Raw genomic sequence first — 17,397 nt, forward strand, 5'->3', positions numbered from 1 at the left:
AATTTTGCCAACACATCGGTGCTATATTTATCTTGCAAAATTAGCACGCCCATTCTTTTTTTGGACGGAGAGACTCGACATAATGATTAAAAATATGAGTATCGGCCAGCGTCTGGCCATCGGGTTCGGTGTCGTGATCGCCCTGCTGGTCCTGCTGGCAGGGCTTTCTTATGTCAGGATTGCCAACCTGAACAAGGAAATGGACACCCTGGTCAAGGTGCGCTACGCCAACACGGTAGCGGCCAACCACATCAAGGAAGACGTGAGCGAAGCGACGCGCAGCATGCTCAACGTCCTCATCATGACCGATCCGGACCAGATCAAAAAGGAACTCGCCAACACGGAAGCGCGCAGCGCCAACGCCACCGCCCTGGTCGCCGAACTGGCAAGGAGCACGGGCGACGCCGAGGCCGCCGGTATCCTGAAAGCGCTGGCGGCCATCCAGAACAAATTCCTGCCGGCGCAGACGACCTTCATCCAACTCGTCAACGACGACAAGAAGGACGAGGCGATGATGAAATTCATGTTCTCGCTGCGTCCTCAGCAGACGCGCTACTTCGAGCAGCTGGACAAATTCGTCGCCTGGCAGAACGCCGCGATGCACCAGGCCGGCGAGAACACGGCCGCCGTCACGCAGCGCACGCAGATGCTGATCCTGGCGCTGACGGCCATCGCGGCCGCGCTGTCGCTGGGCGTCGCGTGGCTGGCCACGCGCAGCATCACCCGCCCGCTGGGACAGGTGGTGGAGATCGCGCGGCGCGTCGCGGACGGCGATCTCACGAGCGACATCGCGGTCGACAGCCGCGACGAGGCGGGCCAGATGATGGCAGCGCTGCGCCACATGAACGCCAGCCTGATCCGCATCGTCGGCGAAGTGCGCACGAGTACCGACTCGATGTCCTGCGCGTCTGGAGAAATTGCCAGCGGCAACCAGGACCTGTCGACGCGCACGGAATCCCAGGCGATGTCGCTGGCGCAAACGTCGAGCTCGATGCGCGCGCTCACCGGCACCGTGCAGCAGAACGCGGACAATGCGCGCCAGGCGAATCAGCTGGCGGTCCAGGCGTCGGAGGTGGCGGCACGCGGCGGTTCCGTCGTGTCGCACGTGATCGAGACGATGGGATCGATCACGGCCTCGTCCAAGAAAATCGTCGACATCATCGGCGTGATCGACGGTATCGCCTTCCAGACGAATATCCTCGCGCTGAATGCCGCGGTCGAGGCCGCGCGCGCGGGCGAGCAGGGACGCGGCTTCGCCGTCGTGGCGGCCGAAGTGCGCAGCCTGGCGCAACGCTCGGCCGCCGCCGCCCAGGAAATCAAGCTGCTGATCGGCGATTCCGTGAACAAGGTCAAGGAGGGCAGCACCCTCGTCGAGCAGGCTGGCGTGACGATGGAAGAAGTCGTCGAAAGCGTGCGCCGCGTCACCGACATCATGGGAGAAATTACGGCTGCCAGCCTCGAGCAGAGTGCCGGCATCGCCCAGGTCAGCCAGACCATCGTCGCGATGGACGAGACGACGCAACAGAACGCCGCCCTCGTCGAGCAGGCCGCCGCCGCGGCCGCATCGATGCAGGAACAGGCGCAGCACCTGGCGCGCGCCGTCAGCGTGTTCAAGCTGCAAAATGCCGGTACGGATGCGCAAGCGGCGCCGCGCCTGGCACGCTCACCCCAGGCACTGGTCGCGGCCTGAACCACGGCCGCCGATTTTCACAACGACAGCCTACTTAAAGGAGACACTATGACTACCCATCAATCCGTCATCAAACGCCTGCTCGCCGGCGCCGTCCTGACCCTGGCCGCCAGCCTGCCGGCCTTTGCCACGGTCGACGTCGGCGGCTACAAGTTCGAGGACACGACCAAGGTCGCCGGCAAGGATTTGAAGCTGAACGGCGCCGGCATGCGCACCAAGTTCATCATCAAGGTCTACGCGGCCGGCCTGTACCTGCCCGAAAAGAAGAACAACACGGCCGAGGTCCTGAAGGAAGAGGGCCCGCGCCGCGTGACGCTGCAGATGGCGCGCGACATCTCGTCGGAGGATTTCGGCAAAGCCTTCATGGATGGCCTGAACGAGAACATCGACAAGGCCGAGAAGCAGCGCATCGTGGCCCAGATCAGCAAAATGGGAGAACTGTTCGCCTCCGTCGACGGTCTCAAGAAGGGTGACGTGCTGCACCTGGACTGGATCCCGGGCACCGGCACACAAGCGGAACTGAACGGCCAGAAGCTGGGCGGCCCTATCCCCGACATCAATTTCTACAACGCGATCCTGCGCATCTGGCTGGGCGACAAGCCGGTCGACCGCTCGCTCAAGCCGGCGCTCCTGGGCGAAGCCAGGTAACCCCTGTTTTCCCCGAAACGCGGCCCCGGGCAACCGGCGGCCGCGTTTTTTTTCGCCCTCGATTTTTTGACTGCGTACTGCCCGGTTTTTTGGATGGAGGGGGAGGCCAGCCGCCGCGCCGGCGCCTCTGGCGCCGCATCCTTTCGATAAAATCGACGTTTACTATAATTCATCCATATGCCATGACCAATCATGAACTTCGGCTATTGTTCGAACATATCAGATGAAAAAATAGATATATTCGGCCATTTCTTCCATTTTTTCGACTCTCATGACGTTCTCGAGACGTTCTTGCGGAACACATAAGACATCCACAATATGCCATCAACGTCACCCGATATTCGTTCAACATGCCGATAACTCATCAATGAACGCATCTTCGATTTTTTGATACCTCTATTCCATGTCTACTAATTGTTAAATAAAATCGGCAAAAAAACGCTTGATAACCCGAGCGACCTCAAGTTACCCGCGACAGGTGAGAATGGCTTACGTTTCAGGGGCCGGACGGGTCCGGGGGCAGGGACGAAAAAAAACGGCGCCCGGATGACCGGGCGCCGCTTTCGCAGAGGAAGCTGTGTAGACTAAACGGTAAAAATCAGTGCGATCCCAGCACGCCGACGTCGGCCGGAGCGGCCTGGACGGTAGCAGCCAGCGTGCGCTGCGTGCGGCGCGCGGCCAGCTCATCCTTCGTCGGACGGGGGCGCACCACCAGCACCAGCGCACGGGCGATGCCGATCAGGAGGGGACGGAAGAACATCACGACGCCGCCCAGCAGGGTCAGCTGGACCATCACGAGCAGCAGGTGGGTGAAGGGCAGGGCCATCACCGGTGTCTGGAAAAGGGTCGCTGAGAAGGACATGGCAAGTCTCGGAGTGGCAATCTGATCTATTGTTCAATGTCACTATAGTGCAACGCAACATATAAATCTAATTACGCTTACTGATAGCTCTTATATTGATTGTGAATGGAAATCGGGTACACTTGCCATACCGATGAACCATTTATTGCCAGTCCTGAACGGAGTCCCATGAGCTTCCTCACGCTTGATCTGAACCTGCTCCGCGTCTTCGACGCCGTCATGACCGAGCAAAACCTCACCCGCGCCGCAGGTCACCTTGCGATGACCCAGCCAGCGGTCTCGAACGCCATCAAGCGCTTGCGCGAAAGCCTGGGCGACGAGTTGCTGATCCGCACGGCCTACGGCGTCAAGCCGACGCCGCGCGCGGAAGCGCTATGGCCGGCCGTGCGCCAGGCCCTGGCCGCGCTGGAAGCGGCCGTGATGCCGGAAACGTTCGACGTCTCCAAGGCCCAGGCGACCTTCCGCATGGCGATGGCCGACGCCACGGCCGCGCTGTGGCTGCCATCGCTGGTGCGGTCGATCGAAAAAGAGGCGCAGGGCGTCAACATCCGCATGGTGCCCCTGACCACGCGCGAACCGCGCCCGATGCTGCTGCGCGGCGACATCGACCTGGCCGTCGGCTTCTTCCCGGGCGTCGCGGCCCAGCTGTCGTACGAGACCGGCTCGCCGATCCGCCACGAGCGCCTGTATTCGGGCGAATACGTGATCGTGATGCGCAAGAACCACCCGTTGGCCCAGGGCGAGCTCGACCTGGACGCCTATTGCAAGTCGAACCACTTGCTGGTGAGCTTCTCGGGCCGCGCCCACGGCCTCGTCGACGAAGCGCTGGCGCAGATCGGCCGCGAGCGGCGCATCCTGCTGACCGTGAACCAGTTCTTCACGGCGGGCCGCGTGGTCGCCAATTCCGACCTCGTGACGGTCTTGCCCAAACACCTGATTGCCTCGACGGGCGCGGCGGAACAGCTCACCTGGCGCGAGCTGCCGTTCCAGCTGCCGGCCGTGCACCTGGACATGCTGTGGCACGAACGCGACGGCCGCAGCCCGGCGCACCGCTGGCTGCGCAAGAACCTGGAAAACCTCTCTGCGTCGGCGCAAAAAATGCTGCCGCAGCGATCGGAAACGTCGGAAAAAATGGAAAAGATTGCCTGAAGAAAGTTGGAGCGCCCATCACTACCGTCGCCCCCGCGCAGGCGGGGGCCCAAGTTCTGTTCGCGTAATCGACACGCTTGCAAAATTGGGCCCCTGCCTTCGCAGGGGCGACGTTGTTTGACGCTTATTTAATGGGCAATTTCGTCGTGTTCTTGACCTCTTCCATCACCGCATAAGTGTGCGTCTCGCGCACGCCTTTCTGCAGTAACGTCTTGCCGAGGAATTCGCGGTAAGCTGCCATATCCTTCACACGCGCCTTGACGAGGTAATCGAAGCCGCCGGCCACCATATGGCATTCGAGCACTTCGGGAATCAACTGGACGCTCTGCTTGAAGGCGTCGAAGACTTCCGGCGTCGTGCGGTCCAGCACCACTTCGATGAACACCAGCAGCGACACATCCAGCAGCTGGGGATTCAACTGGGCCGTATAGCCCATGATGTAACCGGACTCGTGCAGCTTGCGCACCCGCTCGAGGCAGGCGGCGGGCGACAGGTTGACCCGTGCCGCCAGCTCGACGTTGCTGATACGCCCGTCGCTTTGCAGTTCGGCCAGGATTTTCTTGCTGATCTTGTCCAGCATCTTGTTCTCTCTCCACCATAAATATTATTTGGTGAAATTCTCTCACCAAAAACTATCTATTGCTAGTCTTCTGTAAAAACAGAATTAATCCAGAAGATTTCCTTCTACAATCGAATCATTGATCCGCACTTCAGTACGCGCCGGCCGTGGCTACGGTACGGCGCGTTTTGCTAGCTGTCGGCCATTCCACTTTTTTCCGAACGTCCATGAACATTGCCGCCTTCCCGGCTTCCACCTACGTCCCCTTCGACGCCCTGCAGACCGAAGCCCGCCGCGAACAGACGCCGCTGCGCGCCGCGATCACCGCCGCCTACCGCCGTGAGGAGACCAGCGCCGTGGAATGGCTGCTGGCCCAGGGCGCCTGCGCCAACGCCGACGCCTACATGCTGGCGCACCGCCTCGTGTCGGCCGTGCGCGAAAAACGCACGCGCTCGTCGGGTGTCGATGCATTGATGCACGAATTCTCGCTGTCGTCCGAAGAAGGCGTCGCGCTCATGTGCCTCGCCGAAGCGCTGCTGCGCATTCCCGACACGGAAACGGCCGACCGCCTGATCGCCGACAAGATCAGCAGGGGCGACTGGAAAAAACACCTGGGCGAATCGCCGTCGCTGTTCGTGAACGCCGCGACCTGGGGCCTGCTCATCACGGGCAAGCTCGTGTCGTCCAGCAGCGAGACGGGTCTCGGCGCCGCGCTGACGCGCATGATCGCGAAGGGCGGCGAACCGCTGATCCGCAAAGGCGTCGACCTGGCCATGCGCATGCTGGGCAACCAGTTCGTCACCGGCCAGACCATCGACGAAGCACTGAAAAACAGCCGGGAAAACGAAACCCGCGGCTACCGGTATTCCTACGACATGCTGGGCGAAGCCGCGCTGACGGAATCCGACGCCGACAATTACTATGCCTCGTACGAAGCGGCCATCCACGCGATCGGCAACGCGTCCAATGGCCGCGGCATCAAGGACGGTCCGGGCATCTCGATCAAGCTGTCCGCCCTGCATCCGAGATACAGCCGCGCGCAATACGCCCGCGTGATGGGAGAACTGCTGCCGCGCGTGCGCAACCTCATCCTGCTCGCGAAACAGTACGACATCGGCATCAATATCGACGCCGAGGAAGCGGACCGCCTGGAAATCTCGCTCGACATGCTGGAAGCGCTGGCCTTCGATCCGGCGCTGGCCGGCTTCGACGGCATCGGCCTCGTCGTGCAGGCGTACCAGAAACGCTGCCCGTTCGTGATCGATTTCGTCGTGGATCTCGCCCGCCGCAGCGGCCGCAAGTTCATGGTGCGCCTGGTCAAGGGTGCGTACTGGGATGCGGAAATCAAGCGCGCCCAGGTCGACGGCCTGCCCGGCTATCCGGTCTATACGCGCAAGGTGTACACCGACGTCTCGTATCTCACGTGCGCGCGCAAGCTGTTGAGCGCGACGGACGTCATCTACCCCCAGTTCGCCACGCACAATGCGCATTCGCTGTCCGTGATCTACACATGGGCCAAGGCGGACAATGTGTCCAACTACGAATTCCAGTGCCTGCACGGCATGGGAGAGACGCTGTACGACCAGGTCGTCGGCAAGGACAACCTGGACAAGGCGTGCCGCATCTACGCGCCGGTCGGTTCGCACGAAACGCTGCTCGCCTACCTCGTGCGGCGCCTGCTGGAAAACGGCGCCAACTCGTCGTTCGTGAACCAGATCGTCGACGAGAACGTGCCCATCGACACCTTGCTGGCCGATCCGTTCGAGGCCGCGCGCGCGGCGCAGTGCCTGCCGCATCCGCGCATTCCGCTGCCGCTGGACCTGTTCCCGGACGGCCGCCGCAACTCGGCCGGCCTCGATCTCACCAACGACCACGTGCTGGCCGGGCTGGCCGCCGACCTCGGCACGCCGCGCCGCTACCTGGCCGCGCCCCTCATCGACGGCGCCGTGCAAGCCGCCGGCGCGCTGAACGTCGTCAATCCGGCGCAGTCGGCGGACATCGTCGGCCAGGTAACGGAAGCCACCACGGCCGACGTCGACACCGCGCTGCAGGCGGCAGCCGCCGCCGCGCCGGGCTGGGAAGGCATCGGCAATGCGGCCCGCGCCGACCTCATCGCCCGCGTCGGCGACCTGTTCGAGCAGCACCGCGGCGAACTGATGGCCCTGGCCGTGCGCGAGGCGGGCAAATCGCTGCCGAACGCGATCGCCGAAGTGCGCGAAGCCGTCGATTTCCTGCGCTATTACGCGGCCGAGATCCGCAGCGCGCCCGCCGCCCACGCATTGGGCGCCGTGACGTGCATCAGCCCGTGGAACTTCCCGCTGGCGATTTTTACCGGCCAGGTCGCGGCCGCGCTCGCCGCCGGCAACGTCGTGCTCGCCAAACCGGCCGAGCAGACGCCGCTGATCGCCCACCGCGCCGTGCAACTGTTTCACCAGGCGGGTGTGCCCGCAGGTGTGTTGCAACTGTTGCCGGGCCGCGGCGAGATTGTCGGCGCCGCACTGACCGCCGATGCGCGCGTAAAAGCCGTGATTTTTACGGGGTCGACGGAAGTCGCGCAATTGATCAACCGCACGCTGGCCGCACGCGCCGCCAAGGAAGGCGCCGATATTCCGCTGATCGCGGAAACGGGCGGCCAGAATGCGCTGATCGTCGATTCGTCCGCGCTGCCGGAACAGGTCGTGCAGGATGTCGTCAGTTCCGCGTTCGACAGCGCCGGCCAGCGCTGCTCCGCGCTGCGCGTACTGTTTCTGCAGGAAGATATCGCGGATAAAACGATCAAGATGCTCAAGGGCGCGATGCAGGAATTGCGCGTCGGCGTGCCGGACCGCCTGGCGACGGACATCGGTCCCGTCATCGACCAGGAAGCCCGGCAAAACTTGCTCGGCCACATCGAGCGCATGAAGGCGACGGCGAAGCAGTATTTTTCGCTGACCCTGCCGGAAGCGCTGCAGGCGCAGGGAACGTTCGTGCCGCCGACCGTGCTCGAGATCGGCTCGATGAGCGAACTGAAACGTGAAGTATTCGGCCCTGTGCTTCACGTCGTGCGCTGGCGCCGTTCCGACCTGGACAAGGTCGTCGACACGATCAACGCCACCGGCTACGGCCTCACCCTGGGCGTGCATTCGCGCATCGACGAGACCATCGACTTCATCACGACGCGCGCCCACGTCGGCAACATTTACGTGAACCGCAACATCGTCGGCGCCGTCGTCGGCGTGCAGCCGTTCGGTGGAGAAGGGAAATCCGGCACCGGTCCCAAGGCCGGCGGTCCGCTGTACCTCAAACGACTGCAAAAGGATGCGCCGCCGCTGCCGTTAAACCATGCGCGGCGCGGCAATGCAGCGCTGGACGCGCTGCTCGGCTGGGCGCGCACCAATGGCCACGGCGACATCGCGCCCCTGGCGGAACGCTATATGGAAACGACGCTGGACGGCGTGCGCATCGACCTGCCTGGTCCGACCGGCGAGCGCAACCAGCTCGATTTCGTCCCGCGCGGCACCGTCCTGTGCGCACCGAACGGCACGGCCAGCCTGCTGAACCAGTTGGCGGCGGCATTTGCGACCGGCAACCGCGCGCTCGTGTTGATGGAATCAAACGTCTCGTTGCCGGCCGCGGTGAAGGAACGCGTGCGTTTTATCGACGCGCAAGAACTGGACGGCAGCGATGTCGCGCTCGCGCTCGTCGAGCAGGATGTAACAGGGGATGTGCGGGCGAAACTGGCGGCCCGTCCCGGTGCCATCGTCGGCATCGTCGACACCCGCGCGGGCGAACCGATCGCCCTGTGGAGATTGGTGGCGGAGCGCGCCTTGTGCGTCAACACGACCGCGGCTGGCGGTAACGCAAGCCTCATGACACTGGGCCTGTAAGCCAGGTCAACGGCGTCACTGGTCGCCGCGGCGTTTTGTTTTTGAAGTACAACTTGGAGGCAGACATGTTAGTAGGCGTACCAAAAGAAATCAAAAACAACGAATTCCGGGTGGGCCTCACGCCCCCGAGTGTGCACGAACTGGTCGCGCGCGGCCATCGTGTCGTCGTGCAAACCGGCGCGGGTGCCGGCATCGGCCTGACGGACGAGCAGTACACGGCCGCCGGCGCGACGATCGTGCCATCGGCGCAAGAGATCTTTGCGCAGGCCGAGATGATCGTCAAGGTCAAGGAACCGCAGCCGCAGGAATGCGGGATGCTGCGTCCGGGACAGATCCTGTACACGTATCTGCACCTGGCGCCGGACCCGGAACAGACGGCGGCCCTCGTGAAATCCGGCGCCGTGTGTATCGCGTATGAAACCATCACCGGTCCGGGCGGCGGCTTGCCGCTGCTGGCGCCGATGAGCGAGGTGGCGGGGCGGATGTCGATCCAGGCCGGCGCCAGCCACCTGGAAAAATCGAAGGGCGGCGCCGGCATCCTGCTGGGCGGCGTCCCCGGCGTGGCGGCGGGGCACATCGTCATCATTGGCGCCGGCGTGGTGGGAATGAACGCGTTACAAATGGCCGTCGGCATCGGCGCGCGCGTTAGCGTTCTCGACAAGAACGTCGACCGCCTGCGCCAGCTCGACCTCGTCTACGGCAACCGTATTTCGACCCTGTATTCGAACACGCATGCGATCGAGGAAGCGGTATTGTCGGCCGATCTCGTCATCGGCGGCGTGCTCGTGCCCGGCGCCGCGGCACCGAAGCTGGTGACGCGCGACATGGTGTCGCGGATGAAAAAGGGCGCCGTCGTCGTCGACGTGGCGATCGACCAGGGCGGCTGCTTCGAAACGTCGCATCCGACGACGCACGCGGATCCGACCTTCGTCGTCGATGGCGTCGTGCATTACTGCGTGGCCAATATGCCCGGCGCGGTGGCGCGCACGTCGACGTTCGCGCTGAACAACGCGACGATAGGCCACGCCGTGGCGCTGGCCAACAAGGGGTGGCGGCAGGCGCTGCGCGACGATCCTCACCTCAAGAATGGCCTGAACGTCTGCGAAGGCAAGGTGACGTATGCCGCCGTCGCGCAGGATCTTGGCTACGACTACGTGCCGGCCGACACGCTGCTGGCCTGAGCTGCCTCCGCTTTTTGCCAGCCCAGGCAGAACTGCCTGACGATGTGAAAAGCATAACGCGCGGCCACCGATTTCACGAAGCGCATGAAATCGGTGGCCGCGTTTTCGTTGGCGTTGTCGGAAATCGTCCGGATCACGCCGAACGGGATGCCCAGCTCGAAACAGGCCTGCGCCACCGCGGCGCCTTCCATCTCCACCGCCAGCAGACCGGGTAATGCCTCATTCAACGCGTTCAGACGGCCCTTGTCGCTCATGAACTGGTCGGCGCTGGCGATGAGACCAAGGTGCAGCCGCGGCCCGCTGAGCGCGAATACGGCCCTTTCAGCGGGATCGATGGCAAAAGCAAAATCGTCTTCCAGGAAACGGCGTGCCGCATCCGCCAGTTGCGAGGCGATGCGGCGGTCGGACAGGAAGTGCGTCAAGCCCGTCAGAGGCACTTCATAGCGGGGAAACAAAGGACTCGCATCCATATCGTGCTGGATGAGGGATTCGGCCACCACGATGTCGCCGACGCGGACAGCCATGTCGCCGGCGCCAGCCACCCCCGTAAAGAGGATATGGGTAACACCGAACTTCTCCACAAGCGTTGCGGTCGTCAGTGCTGCGGCAACCTTGCCTATACGCGATAAAACGCACACTGCGTCGATTTCCCACAGTCGTCCGACAAAGTACTCGCGCATGCCATGCATGAGCTTGTAGGGCCCTTCCATGGCTTCTATGAGCCCCTGCTGTTCTTCGTGCAACGCACTGATGATCCCTAATCGCATGTTTCAGCCTGTTTTTGTTGATAGAGCGGCAACGGGTTGGCGGTTTGTGCACGCTGTTCCCGATCTTCTTGTTTTATAGACATAAATGTATATAAAAAATTGATAGTGATAGTAAACGCGCTTCTGTCTGTGGATAAAGAGGAATTTGTCTACAGCGTCAACGGTTTACGCGATCACGGATCGGCTGGAAAAGCATTGTATCGATGCTGAACCGATGTTGGACAAAAAATCCGGAAGTCGGCAAAACGGCTTTTTTGCACATCCAGTCCTGTGGATATGCAGGCGGTTTTCCACAGCCGGGCTGGTTTTGCAGCCGATCTGGACGCTTTGCTTGCAGTTTTTGCATGTGGGAAGTGCGTTCGCAGCTTCTCCGAGGCGAGCAGTGAGGCGATCCATGTTCCGGATGCGACGGGTGCGTCTCGTTCTTTCTGTAGACAAGACAGAAGTCGAGCAGTGTCTGCGTTGGCATTCATGCTGTCGCCAGCATTGGCGTCGATGCTGTGGCGTCGCGACGTTTTTTTTTGCAGACAAAAGCGCGTTCGCGTTGAGCCGGCTCGTTTTCCTTCTTTAGTTAACTTGGAGAGAAAGATAAGAATAGTAGTGATAGTAAACGCCGGGCGAACTGTGGATAACCGGGATTTTTTCCACATGCTCAAGGGTTTACGCGCTGTGCTACCGGTCGGACAAACCTTGCGTCTGGACCGGATCGAAACTGGACAAAAAAGTGGCGCGCGTAGAACACGGCAGTTCCGCACATTCGATCCTGTGGATATCCAGCAGCTTATCCACAAAGCCCGGCCGATCAGGTCGACGTCGCGCCGCTGTCGGGTCGCGAACGCGTCCGGAGTCGGACTTTTTTTTCAAGAACGCTTGCAGGAAGTCGTGAGGCGACATGGTCGAGCTCGACGATCTTTTCGGGCACGGCCGCTGCGTTCGAAACGAATCCCCAGGTTTACAACCAAAAGCTTGTATACAGAATGATGATAGTAGTTAACGGTGGCACTCTTCTGTGGATAAGCCGGGTTTTGTCCACAACATCAAACGTTTACGGTTCGCATAAGCCGGTGGGCTGGTCTTGTATGTGCCTGGAGGCAAAACTGGATAAAAAATCCGCTGGTGCGAAAAGTCGGGTTTCCCCACATTTCGTACCTGTGGATATTCATATGCTTATCCACAGCCTGGAGAGCTCATTTACACTTGATCATCTGGTAAGCTTGCTCAACCGAATCACGAATGAGGTTCCATGGAATCTGCCGGCGCGTTCGATTACGTCATCGTGGGGGCCGGCACGGCCGGCTGTGTGCTGGCCAATCGCCTCAGTCGCAAGCCCGACGTGCAGGTCCTGCTGATCGAGGCGGGCGGCAAGGACGATTATTTGTGGATCCACGTCCCCGTCGGCTATCTGTATTGCATCGGCAATCCCCGTACGGACTGGTTGTTCAAGACGGAAGCGGACCCTGGGCTCGCAGGGCGATCGCTGATCTACCCGCGCGGAAAAGTCCTGGGCGGCAGTTCGTCGATCAACGGCATGATCTATATGCGCGGCCAGGCCGGCGATTACGACCGCTGGGCCGATATCGCGGGCGATCCGTCCTGGCGCTGGGACAATGTCCTGCCCATTTTTAAGGCAAGCGAAGACCATCACGGCGGCGCCAGCGCCATTCACGGCAGCGGCGGCGAGTGGCGAGTCGAGCGCCAGCGGCTGTCCTGGGAGATCCTCGACGCGTTCCGCGACGCCGCCAGCGAGACGGGCATCCCGAAAGTCGACGATTTCAATGGCGGCGATAACGAAGGGTGCGCCTATTTCGACGTCAACCAGCGGCGCGGCATCCGGCTGAACACGGCCAAGGCGTTTCTGCGTCCGGCGTCGGCGCGGCCGAACCTGACGATCATGACCGGCTGCCATGTGGAAAAGCTCATCCTCGAACAAACCGGGCAGGGCGTCGCCTGCCGCGGCGTGCAATTCACGGGCGGCGGGCGCGCTTTTTCGGCCACGGCGCGGCGCGAAACCCTGCTGGCCGCCGGGGCGATCGGTTCGCCGCACATCCTGCAGTTGTCCGGCATCGGGCCGGCGGGCCTGCTGCACCGGCACGGTATCGTTCCCGTCGTCGATGCGCCGGGCGTGGGCGAAAACCTGCAGGATCATTTGCAGCTGCGCATGGTCTACCGCATCACGGGTGCCCGTTCGCTCAACACGAGTGCCGCGTCCTGGTATGGCAAGCTGAAAATCGGCGCGCAATATCTGCTGTTCCAGAGCGGGCCGATGTCGATGGCGCCGTCGCAGATGGGCGCGTTTGCCCGCTCCGATCCCGGCCAGGCGACACCGAACCTGGAATACCACGTGCAGCCGCTGTCCCTGGAAAAATTCGGCGATCCGCTGCACGGTTTTCCCGCGTTCACGGCCAGCGTGTGCAATCTGCGTCCGACGGCGCGCGGCCACGTCCGGCTCGCGGACAACGACAGCTATTCTTCGCCGAAGATCGTGCCGAACTACCTCAGCACGCCCGAAGACCGCAAGGTGGCGGCCGATGCGCTGGCGCTCACGCGGCGCATCGTGGCCGCGCCGTCCATGGCGACATACCGCCCGGAAGAATTCAAGCCGGGCCCGCACTACCGCACGGAAGACGAGCTTGCGGAGGCCGCCAGCCTCATCGGCACGACGATCTTTCACCCGGTCGGCACCTGCCGCATGGGCAAAACGGACGATCCGCTTGCCGTCGTCGACAGCGCGTTGCGCGTAAAAGGCATACACGGATTGCGCGTGGTCGACGCGTCCATCATGCCGACGATCACGTCCGGCAACACGAACGCGCCCACCTTGATGATCGCCGAAAAGACGGCGCAGCTGATTTCTCGCGACTGGCGCTAGCTGGGCATATTTGCACAACAGGTTTGCGCGCCGTCATGACTAAGCGCAGGGCGATTCACCTGCCGCGTGCTGTATCTTGACGAGTTCCAAAAGTGTGTATGATTTGTAAAGCTTGCATCACGACAGCGAGGAGACGCAATGCCGGACGTCATTCTGGAAACACGTGATCTGACGAAGGAATTCAAGGGTTTTACGGCCGTCGATCAGGTGAATCTGCAGGTGCAGCGCGGCCATATCCACGCGCTGATCGGGCCGAACGGTGCCGGCAAGACGACGTGTTTTAACCTGCTCACGAAATTCCTGGCGCCGTCCGCCGGCCGCATCCTCTTCAACGGCGCCGACATCACCCGGCTGAAACCGGCGCAGATCGCGCGCCGCGGCATCATCCGCTCGTTCCAGATCTCGGCCGTGTTCCCGCACCTGACCGTGCTGGAAAACGTGCGCATCGGCCTGCAGCGCGCGCTCGGCACCAGCTTTTATTTCTGGCGCAGCGAACGGACTTTAATGCAGCTCAACGACCGCGCCCTGCAACTGCTGGCCGAAGTCGACCTGGAACATTTTGCCGACACCGTCACGGCCGACCTGCCGTACGGCCGCAAGCGTGCGCTCGAGATCGCCACGACGCTCGCCATGGAGCCGGAACTCATGCTGCTGGACGAGCCCACGCAGGGCATGGGCCACGAAGACGTGCACCGCGTGACGGCACTGATCAAAAAAGTGTCAGCCGGGCGCACGATCCTGATGGTCGAACACAATATGAACGTCGTGTCCGGCATCTGCGACCGCATCTCCGTGCTGCAGCGGGGCGCCGTGCTGGCGGAAGGCAGTTATGCCGAGGTGGCGCGCAATCCGCAGGTGATTGAAGCGTACATGGGCAGCGCCGACAGCGACCTGGCGGGAGCGCACGGATGACGCCGGCACTGGAAATCGACGGCCTGCAAGCCTGGTATGGCGAATCGCACATCCTGCACGGCGTCGGCTTTACGGTACAGCAGGGCGAAGTGGTGACCCTGCTGGGACGCAATGGCGCGGGCCGCACGACCACCTTGCGCGCCATCATGGGCCTGACGGGCGCGCGCACCGGGTCGATCCGCGTGGGTGGCGTCGAGGCGATCCGTCTGCCGACGCACCGCATCGCCCACCTCGGTATCGGCTATTGCCCGGAAGAGCGCGGCATTTTCGCCTCGCTGTCGACCGAGGAAAACCTCATGCTGCCGCCGCGGCTGGCCGGCCGGGACGCCGGCATGTCCGTGGCCGAGATCTACGAGATGTTCCCGAACCTGTACGAGCGCCGCCACAGCCCGGGGACGCGGCTGTCCGGCGGCGAGCAGCAGATGCTGGCCGTGGCCCGCATCCTGCGCACCGGCGCGCGCCTGCTGCTGCTGGACGAGATCTCGGAAGGGCTGGCGCCCGTCATCGTGCAGGCGCTGGGCCGCATGATCACGACGCTCAAGGCAAAGGGCTACACGATCGTCATGGTGGAACAGAATTTCCGGTTCGCGGCACCGCTGGCGGACCGGTTTTATGTCATGGAACACGGCCGCATCGTCACGACGATCGCGGCCGCGGAGCTGCAGGCCAGCATGCCGGCCCTGACCGAGCTGCTGGGCGTTTGATCATCGATAACGGAGACCACATGAAACGCACGACACGCACAGCGATTGCCTTTACGGTTGCCACCTTGGCGGCCGGTTCGTCCCTATCCGCCCAGGCCCAGGTCTCGGGCGACACCGTCAAGATCGGCCTGATCACGGATTTGTCGGGCGTGTATTCCGACATCGACGGCAATGGCGGCGCCGAAGCCGTGCGCATGGCGATCGCCGACATGGGGGGCGCGATCAACGGCAAGAAGATCCAGTTCATCGTCGCCGACCACCAGAACAAGCCGGACATCGCCGCCAGCAAGGCGCGCGAATGGTTCGACCGGGAAGGCGTCGACATGCTGATCGGCGGCACGAATTCCGGCGCAGCACTGGCCATGGCCAAGGTCGCGGCGGAAAAGAAAAAAGTGTTCATCGCGATCGGTTCCGGCAGTGCGCAACTGACCAACGAACAGTGCTCGCCGTTCACCGTGCACTACGCCTATGACACGGTCGCGCTCGCGCGCGGCACGGGCGCGACGATGGTCAAGCAGGGCGGCAAGTCCTGGTATTTCCTCACCGCCGACTACGCCTTCGGCCAGTCGCTGGAAAAGGACACGACCGACGTCATCAAAGCGAACGGCGGGAAGGTGCTGGGCAGCGTCAAGCACCCGCTGGGCGCGTCCGATTTTTCCTCGTTCCTGCTGCAGGCGCAAGCATCGAAGGCGCAGGTGCTGGGCCTGGCGAACGCCGGCGGCGATTTTATCAACTCGGTGAAAGCGGCGAAGGAATTCGGCTTGACGAGCAAGATGAAGATCGCGGGCCTGCTCGTGTTCATCAACGATATCCACACCCTCGGCCTGCCGACGACGCAGGGTTTATATCTCACCACCGGCTGGTACTGGGACCTGAACAACGATACGCGCGCCTGGGCCAGGAAATACGTCGCCAGGATGAAGAAGGAACCATCGATGCTGCAGGCGGCGGATTATTCGGCCACGATGAACTACCTGAACGCCGTCAAGGCGATCGGCACGGACGATGGCGAGAAGGTCATGGCCCAGCTTAAAAAAACCAGGATCAACGACATGTTCGCGAAGAATGCCGAGATCCGTCCGGACGGCCGCATGGTGCACGATATGTATCTGATGCAGGTAAAAACGCCGGCCGAGTCGAAGGCGCCCTGGGATTACTACAAGGTCGTGGCGACGATCCCGGGCGCCCAGGCGTACACGACCAAGGCCGAGACGAAGTGCGCGGCCTGGAAGTGAGCACGACGTCGGCGCGTGGCGGCCGGCGCCGGCCGCCGTCGTTTTTAATCGCAGTTTGCTGACTGATCCCATGGAAATATTCGGCGTCCCCCTGCAGGCGATGATGAGCCAGCTGTTGCTGGGCCTGGTCAACGGTTCGTTCTATGCGATGCTGTCGCTCGGCCTGGCCGTGATCTTCGGCCTGCTCAACGTGATCAATTTCTCGCACGGCGCGCTGTACATGATGGGCGCGTTCGCCGCCTACATCGGCGTCACGTCGTTCGGCCTGAACTACTGGGCGATGCTCGTGCTGGCGCCGCTGGTCGTGGGGGCGTTCGGCATCCTGATCGAAAGGACGATGCTGCGCTGGCTGTACCGGTTCGACCATCTCTATGGCTTGCTGCTGACCTTCGGCATCACGCTGTTGCTGGAAGGCGTGTTCCGCTCGTTCTTCGGCGTGTCCGGCCAGACGCTGGACGTGCCGGAAGCGCTGTCCGGCGCCACCGACCTCGGCTTCATGATCCTGCCGAACTACCGCGCCTGGGTCGTGCTGGCGTCGTTCGTCGTGTGCCTGGCGACGTGGTTCACGATCGAAAAGACGCGCCTCGGCGCCTACCTGCGCGCCGGCACGGAGAACCCGAAACTGGTCGAAGCGTTCGGCGTCAACGTGCCCCTGATGGTGACGTTGACCTATGGCTTCGGCGTCGCGCTGGCCGGCTTCGCGGGCGTGCTGGCGGCACCCGTCATCAACGTCACGCCCTTGATGGGCTCGAACCTCATCATCGTCGTGTTTGCCGTCGTCGTGATCGGCGGCATGGGGTCCATCCTCGGGGCCATCGTCACTGGCCTGGCGCTGGGCGTCATCGAGGGTCTCACGCGCGTGTTTTATCCGGAAGCGTCGGAAGTCGTCGTGTTCGTCGTGATGGTGATCGTGCTGTTGCTGCGTCCCGCCGGCCTGTTCGGCCAAGAACGATAA

Annotated in this window: 14 protein-coding genes; 10 read left to right on the forward strand and 4 right to left on the reverse strand. The window is 62.5% G+C overall.

Annotated features, from left to right (window positions below):
* Positions 1 to 94 precede the first annotated feature (94 nt).
* Complete coding sequence (locus ASC93_RS03940) at positions 95 to 1,690, forward strand: methyl-accepting chemotaxis protein (RefSeq protein WP_056437403.1); 1,596 nt, start codon at positions 95 to 97, stop codon at positions 1,688 to 1,690.
* Positions 1,691 to 1,738: 48 nt separating this feature from the next.
* Entirely contained in the window at positions 1,739 to 2,338 is a 600-nt protein-coding gene (locus ASC93_RS03945) for a chalcone isomerase family protein (RefSeq protein ID WP_056437406.1), read from the forward strand.
* A 598-nt stretch (positions 2,339 to 2,936) separates the two neighbouring features.
* On the opposite strand, the gene ASC93_RS03950 is transcribed toward ASC93_RS03945, so the two are convergent.
* A complete protein-coding gene (locus ASC93_RS03950) occupies positions 2,937 to 3,200 on the reverse strand; it encodes a hypothetical protein (protein WP_157201740.1) in 264 nt (87 codons plus the stop codon).
* A 168-nt stretch (positions 3,201 to 3,368) separates the two neighbouring features.
* Between ASC93_RS03950 and ASC93_RS03955 the strand changes: the two genes are divergently transcribed.
* Positions 3,369 to 4,349, forward strand: coding sequence for a LysR family transcriptional regulator (locus tag ASC93_RS03955; RefSeq protein ID WP_056437412.1), 981 nt, complete (start codon positions 3,369 to 3,371; stop codon positions 4,347 to 4,349).
* A gap of 124 nt (positions 4,350 to 4,473) precedes the next feature.
* On the opposite strand, the gene ASC93_RS03960 is transcribed toward ASC93_RS03955, so the two are convergent.
* Positions 4,474 to 4,929, reverse strand: a complete 456-nt coding sequence (locus ASC93_RS03960) for an Lrp/AsnC ligand binding domain-containing protein (RefSeq protein WP_036171419.1) — start codon at positions 4,927 to 4,929, stop codon at positions 4,474 to 4,476.
* A 206-nt stretch (positions 4,930 to 5,135) separates the two neighbouring features.
* Between ASC93_RS03960 and putA the strand changes: the two genes are divergently transcribed.
* Both putA and ald read left to right on the forward strand, forming a co-directional pair.
* Positions 5,136 to 8,774 carry a trifunctional transcriptional regulator/proline dehydrogenase/L-glutamate gamma-semialdehyde dehydrogenase gene (gene putA / locus ASC93_RS03965; RefSeq protein WP_056437415.1) on the forward strand — a complete coding sequence of 1,213 codons (3,639 nt, stop codon included), beginning with the start codon at positions 5,136 to 5,138 and terminating at the stop codon, positions 8,772 to 8,774.
* A 65-nt stretch (positions 8,775 to 8,839) separates the two neighbouring features.
* A complete protein-coding gene (ald, locus tag ASC93_RS03970) occupies positions 8,840 to 9,955 on the forward strand; it encodes an alanine dehydrogenase (protein ID WP_056437419.1) in 1,116 nt (371 codons plus the stop codon).
* On the opposite strand, the gene ASC93_RS03975 is transcribed toward ald, so the two are convergent.
* Both ASC93_RS03975 and ASC93_RS30345 read right to left on the reverse strand, forming a co-directional pair.
* Positions 9,925 to 10,722: a 5'-methylthioadenosine/adenosylhomocysteine nucleosidase gene (locus tag ASC93_RS03975; protein ID WP_056437422.1), complete on the reverse strand. Its 798-nt coding sequence runs from the start codon at positions 10,720 to 10,722 to the stop codon at positions 9,925 to 9,927. The genes ald and ASC93_RS03975 overlap by 31 nt on opposite strands.
* A gap of 173 nt (positions 10,723 to 10,895) precedes the next feature.
* A complete protein-coding gene (locus tag ASC93_RS30345; RefSeq protein ID WP_157201741.1) occupies positions 10,896 to 11,378 on the reverse strand; it encodes a hypothetical protein in 483 nt (160 codons plus the stop codon).
* A 587-nt stretch (positions 11,379 to 11,965) separates the two neighbouring features.
* Here ASC93_RS30345 and ASC93_RS03980 point away from each other — a divergent pair.
* From ASC93_RS03980 to ASC93_RS04000, 5 genes are all read left to right on the forward strand, one after another.
* The gene (locus ASC93_RS03980) at positions 11,966 to 13,591 is read left to right on the forward strand and encodes a GMC family oxidoreductase (RefSeq protein ID WP_056437425.1); all 1,626 of its coding nucleotides are present in this window, start codon (positions 11,966 to 11,968) and stop codon (positions 13,589 to 13,591) included.
* A 138-nt stretch (positions 13,592 to 13,729) separates the two neighbouring features.
* On the forward strand, positions 13,730 to 14,503 hold the full coding sequence (locus ASC93_RS03985) for an ABC transporter ATP-binding protein (protein WP_056437428.1): 774 nt from the start codon (positions 13,730 to 13,732) through the stop codon (positions 14,501 to 14,503).
* On the forward strand, positions 14,500 to 15,207 hold the full coding sequence (locus ASC93_RS03990; RefSeq protein ID WP_056437431.1) for an ABC transporter ATP-binding protein: 708 nt from the start codon (positions 14,500 to 14,502) through the stop codon (positions 15,205 to 15,207). The genes ASC93_RS03985 and ASC93_RS03990 overlap by 4 nt, the downstream gene beginning before the upstream one ends.
* A 20-nt stretch (positions 15,208 to 15,227) precedes the next feature.
* The gene (locus ASC93_RS03995) at positions 15,228 to 16,442 is read left to right on the forward strand and encodes an ABC transporter substrate-binding protein (RefSeq protein ID WP_056437433.1); all 1,215 of its coding nucleotides are present in this window, start codon (positions 15,228 to 15,230) and stop codon (positions 16,440 to 16,442) included.
* Between the two features lie 70 nt (positions 16,443 to 16,512).
* A complete protein-coding gene (locus tag ASC93_RS04000) occupies positions 16,513 to 17,397 on the forward strand; it encodes a branched-chain amino acid ABC transporter permease (protein WP_056437436.1) in 885 nt (294 codons plus the stop codon).

This window comes from Massilia sp. Root335, assembly GCF_001425685.1.
GTDB classification, from domain to species: Bacteria; Pseudomonadota; Gammaproteobacteria; order Burkholderiales; family Burkholderiaceae_D; genus Telluria; species Telluria luteola.

Bases quoted from the DNA above. Each gene is read 5' to 3' on its own strand.
- ASC93_RS03940 (WP_056437403.1), top strand. From the start codon at position 95: ATGAGTATCGGCCAGCGTCTGGCCATCGGGTTCGGTGTCGTGATCGCC.
- ASC93_RS03945 (WP_056437406.1), top strand. From the start codon at position 1,739: ATGACTACCCATCAATCCGTCATCAAACGCCTGCTCGCCGGCGCCGTC.
- ASC93_RS03950 (WP_157201740.1), bottom strand. From the start codon at position 3,200: ATGTCCTTCTCAGCGACCCTTTTCCAGACACCGGTGATGGCCCTGCCC.
- ASC93_RS03955 (WP_056437412.1), top strand. From the start codon at position 3,369: ATGAGCTTCCTCACGCTTGATCTGAACCTGCTCCGCGTCTTCGACGCC.
- ASC93_RS03960 (WP_036171419.1), bottom strand. From the start codon at position 4,929: ATGCTGGACAAGATCAGCAAGAAAATCCTGGCCGAACTGCAAAGCGAC.
- putA (WP_056437415.1), top strand. From the start codon at position 5,136: ATGAACATTGCCGCCTTCCCGGCTTCCACCTACGTCCCCTTCGACGCC.
- ald (WP_056437419.1), top strand. From the start codon at position 8,840: ATGTTAGTAGGCGTACCAAAAGAAATCAAAAACAACGAATTCCGGGTG.
- ASC93_RS03975 (WP_056437422.1), bottom strand. From the start codon at position 10,722: ATGCGATTAGGGATCATCAGTGCGTTGCACGAAGAACAGCAGGGGCTC.
- ASC93_RS03980 (WP_056437425.1), top strand. From the start codon at position 11,966: ATGGAATCTGCCGGCGCGTTCGATTACGTCATCGTGGGGGCCGGCACG.
- ASC93_RS03985 (WP_056437428.1), top strand. From the start codon at position 13,730: ATGCCGGACGTCATTCTGGAAACACGTGATCTGACGAAGGAATTCAAG.
- ASC93_RS03990 (WP_056437431.1), top strand. From the start codon at position 14,500: ATGACGCCGGCACTGGAAATCGACGGCCTGCAAGCCTGGTATGGCGAA.
- ASC93_RS03995 (WP_056437433.1), top strand. From the start codon at position 15,228: ATGAAACGCACGACACGCACAGCGATTGCCTTTACGGTTGCCACCTTG.
- ASC93_RS04000 (WP_056437436.1), top strand. From the start codon at position 16,513: ATGGAAATATTCGGCGTCCCCCTGCAGGCGATGATGAGCCAGCTGTTG.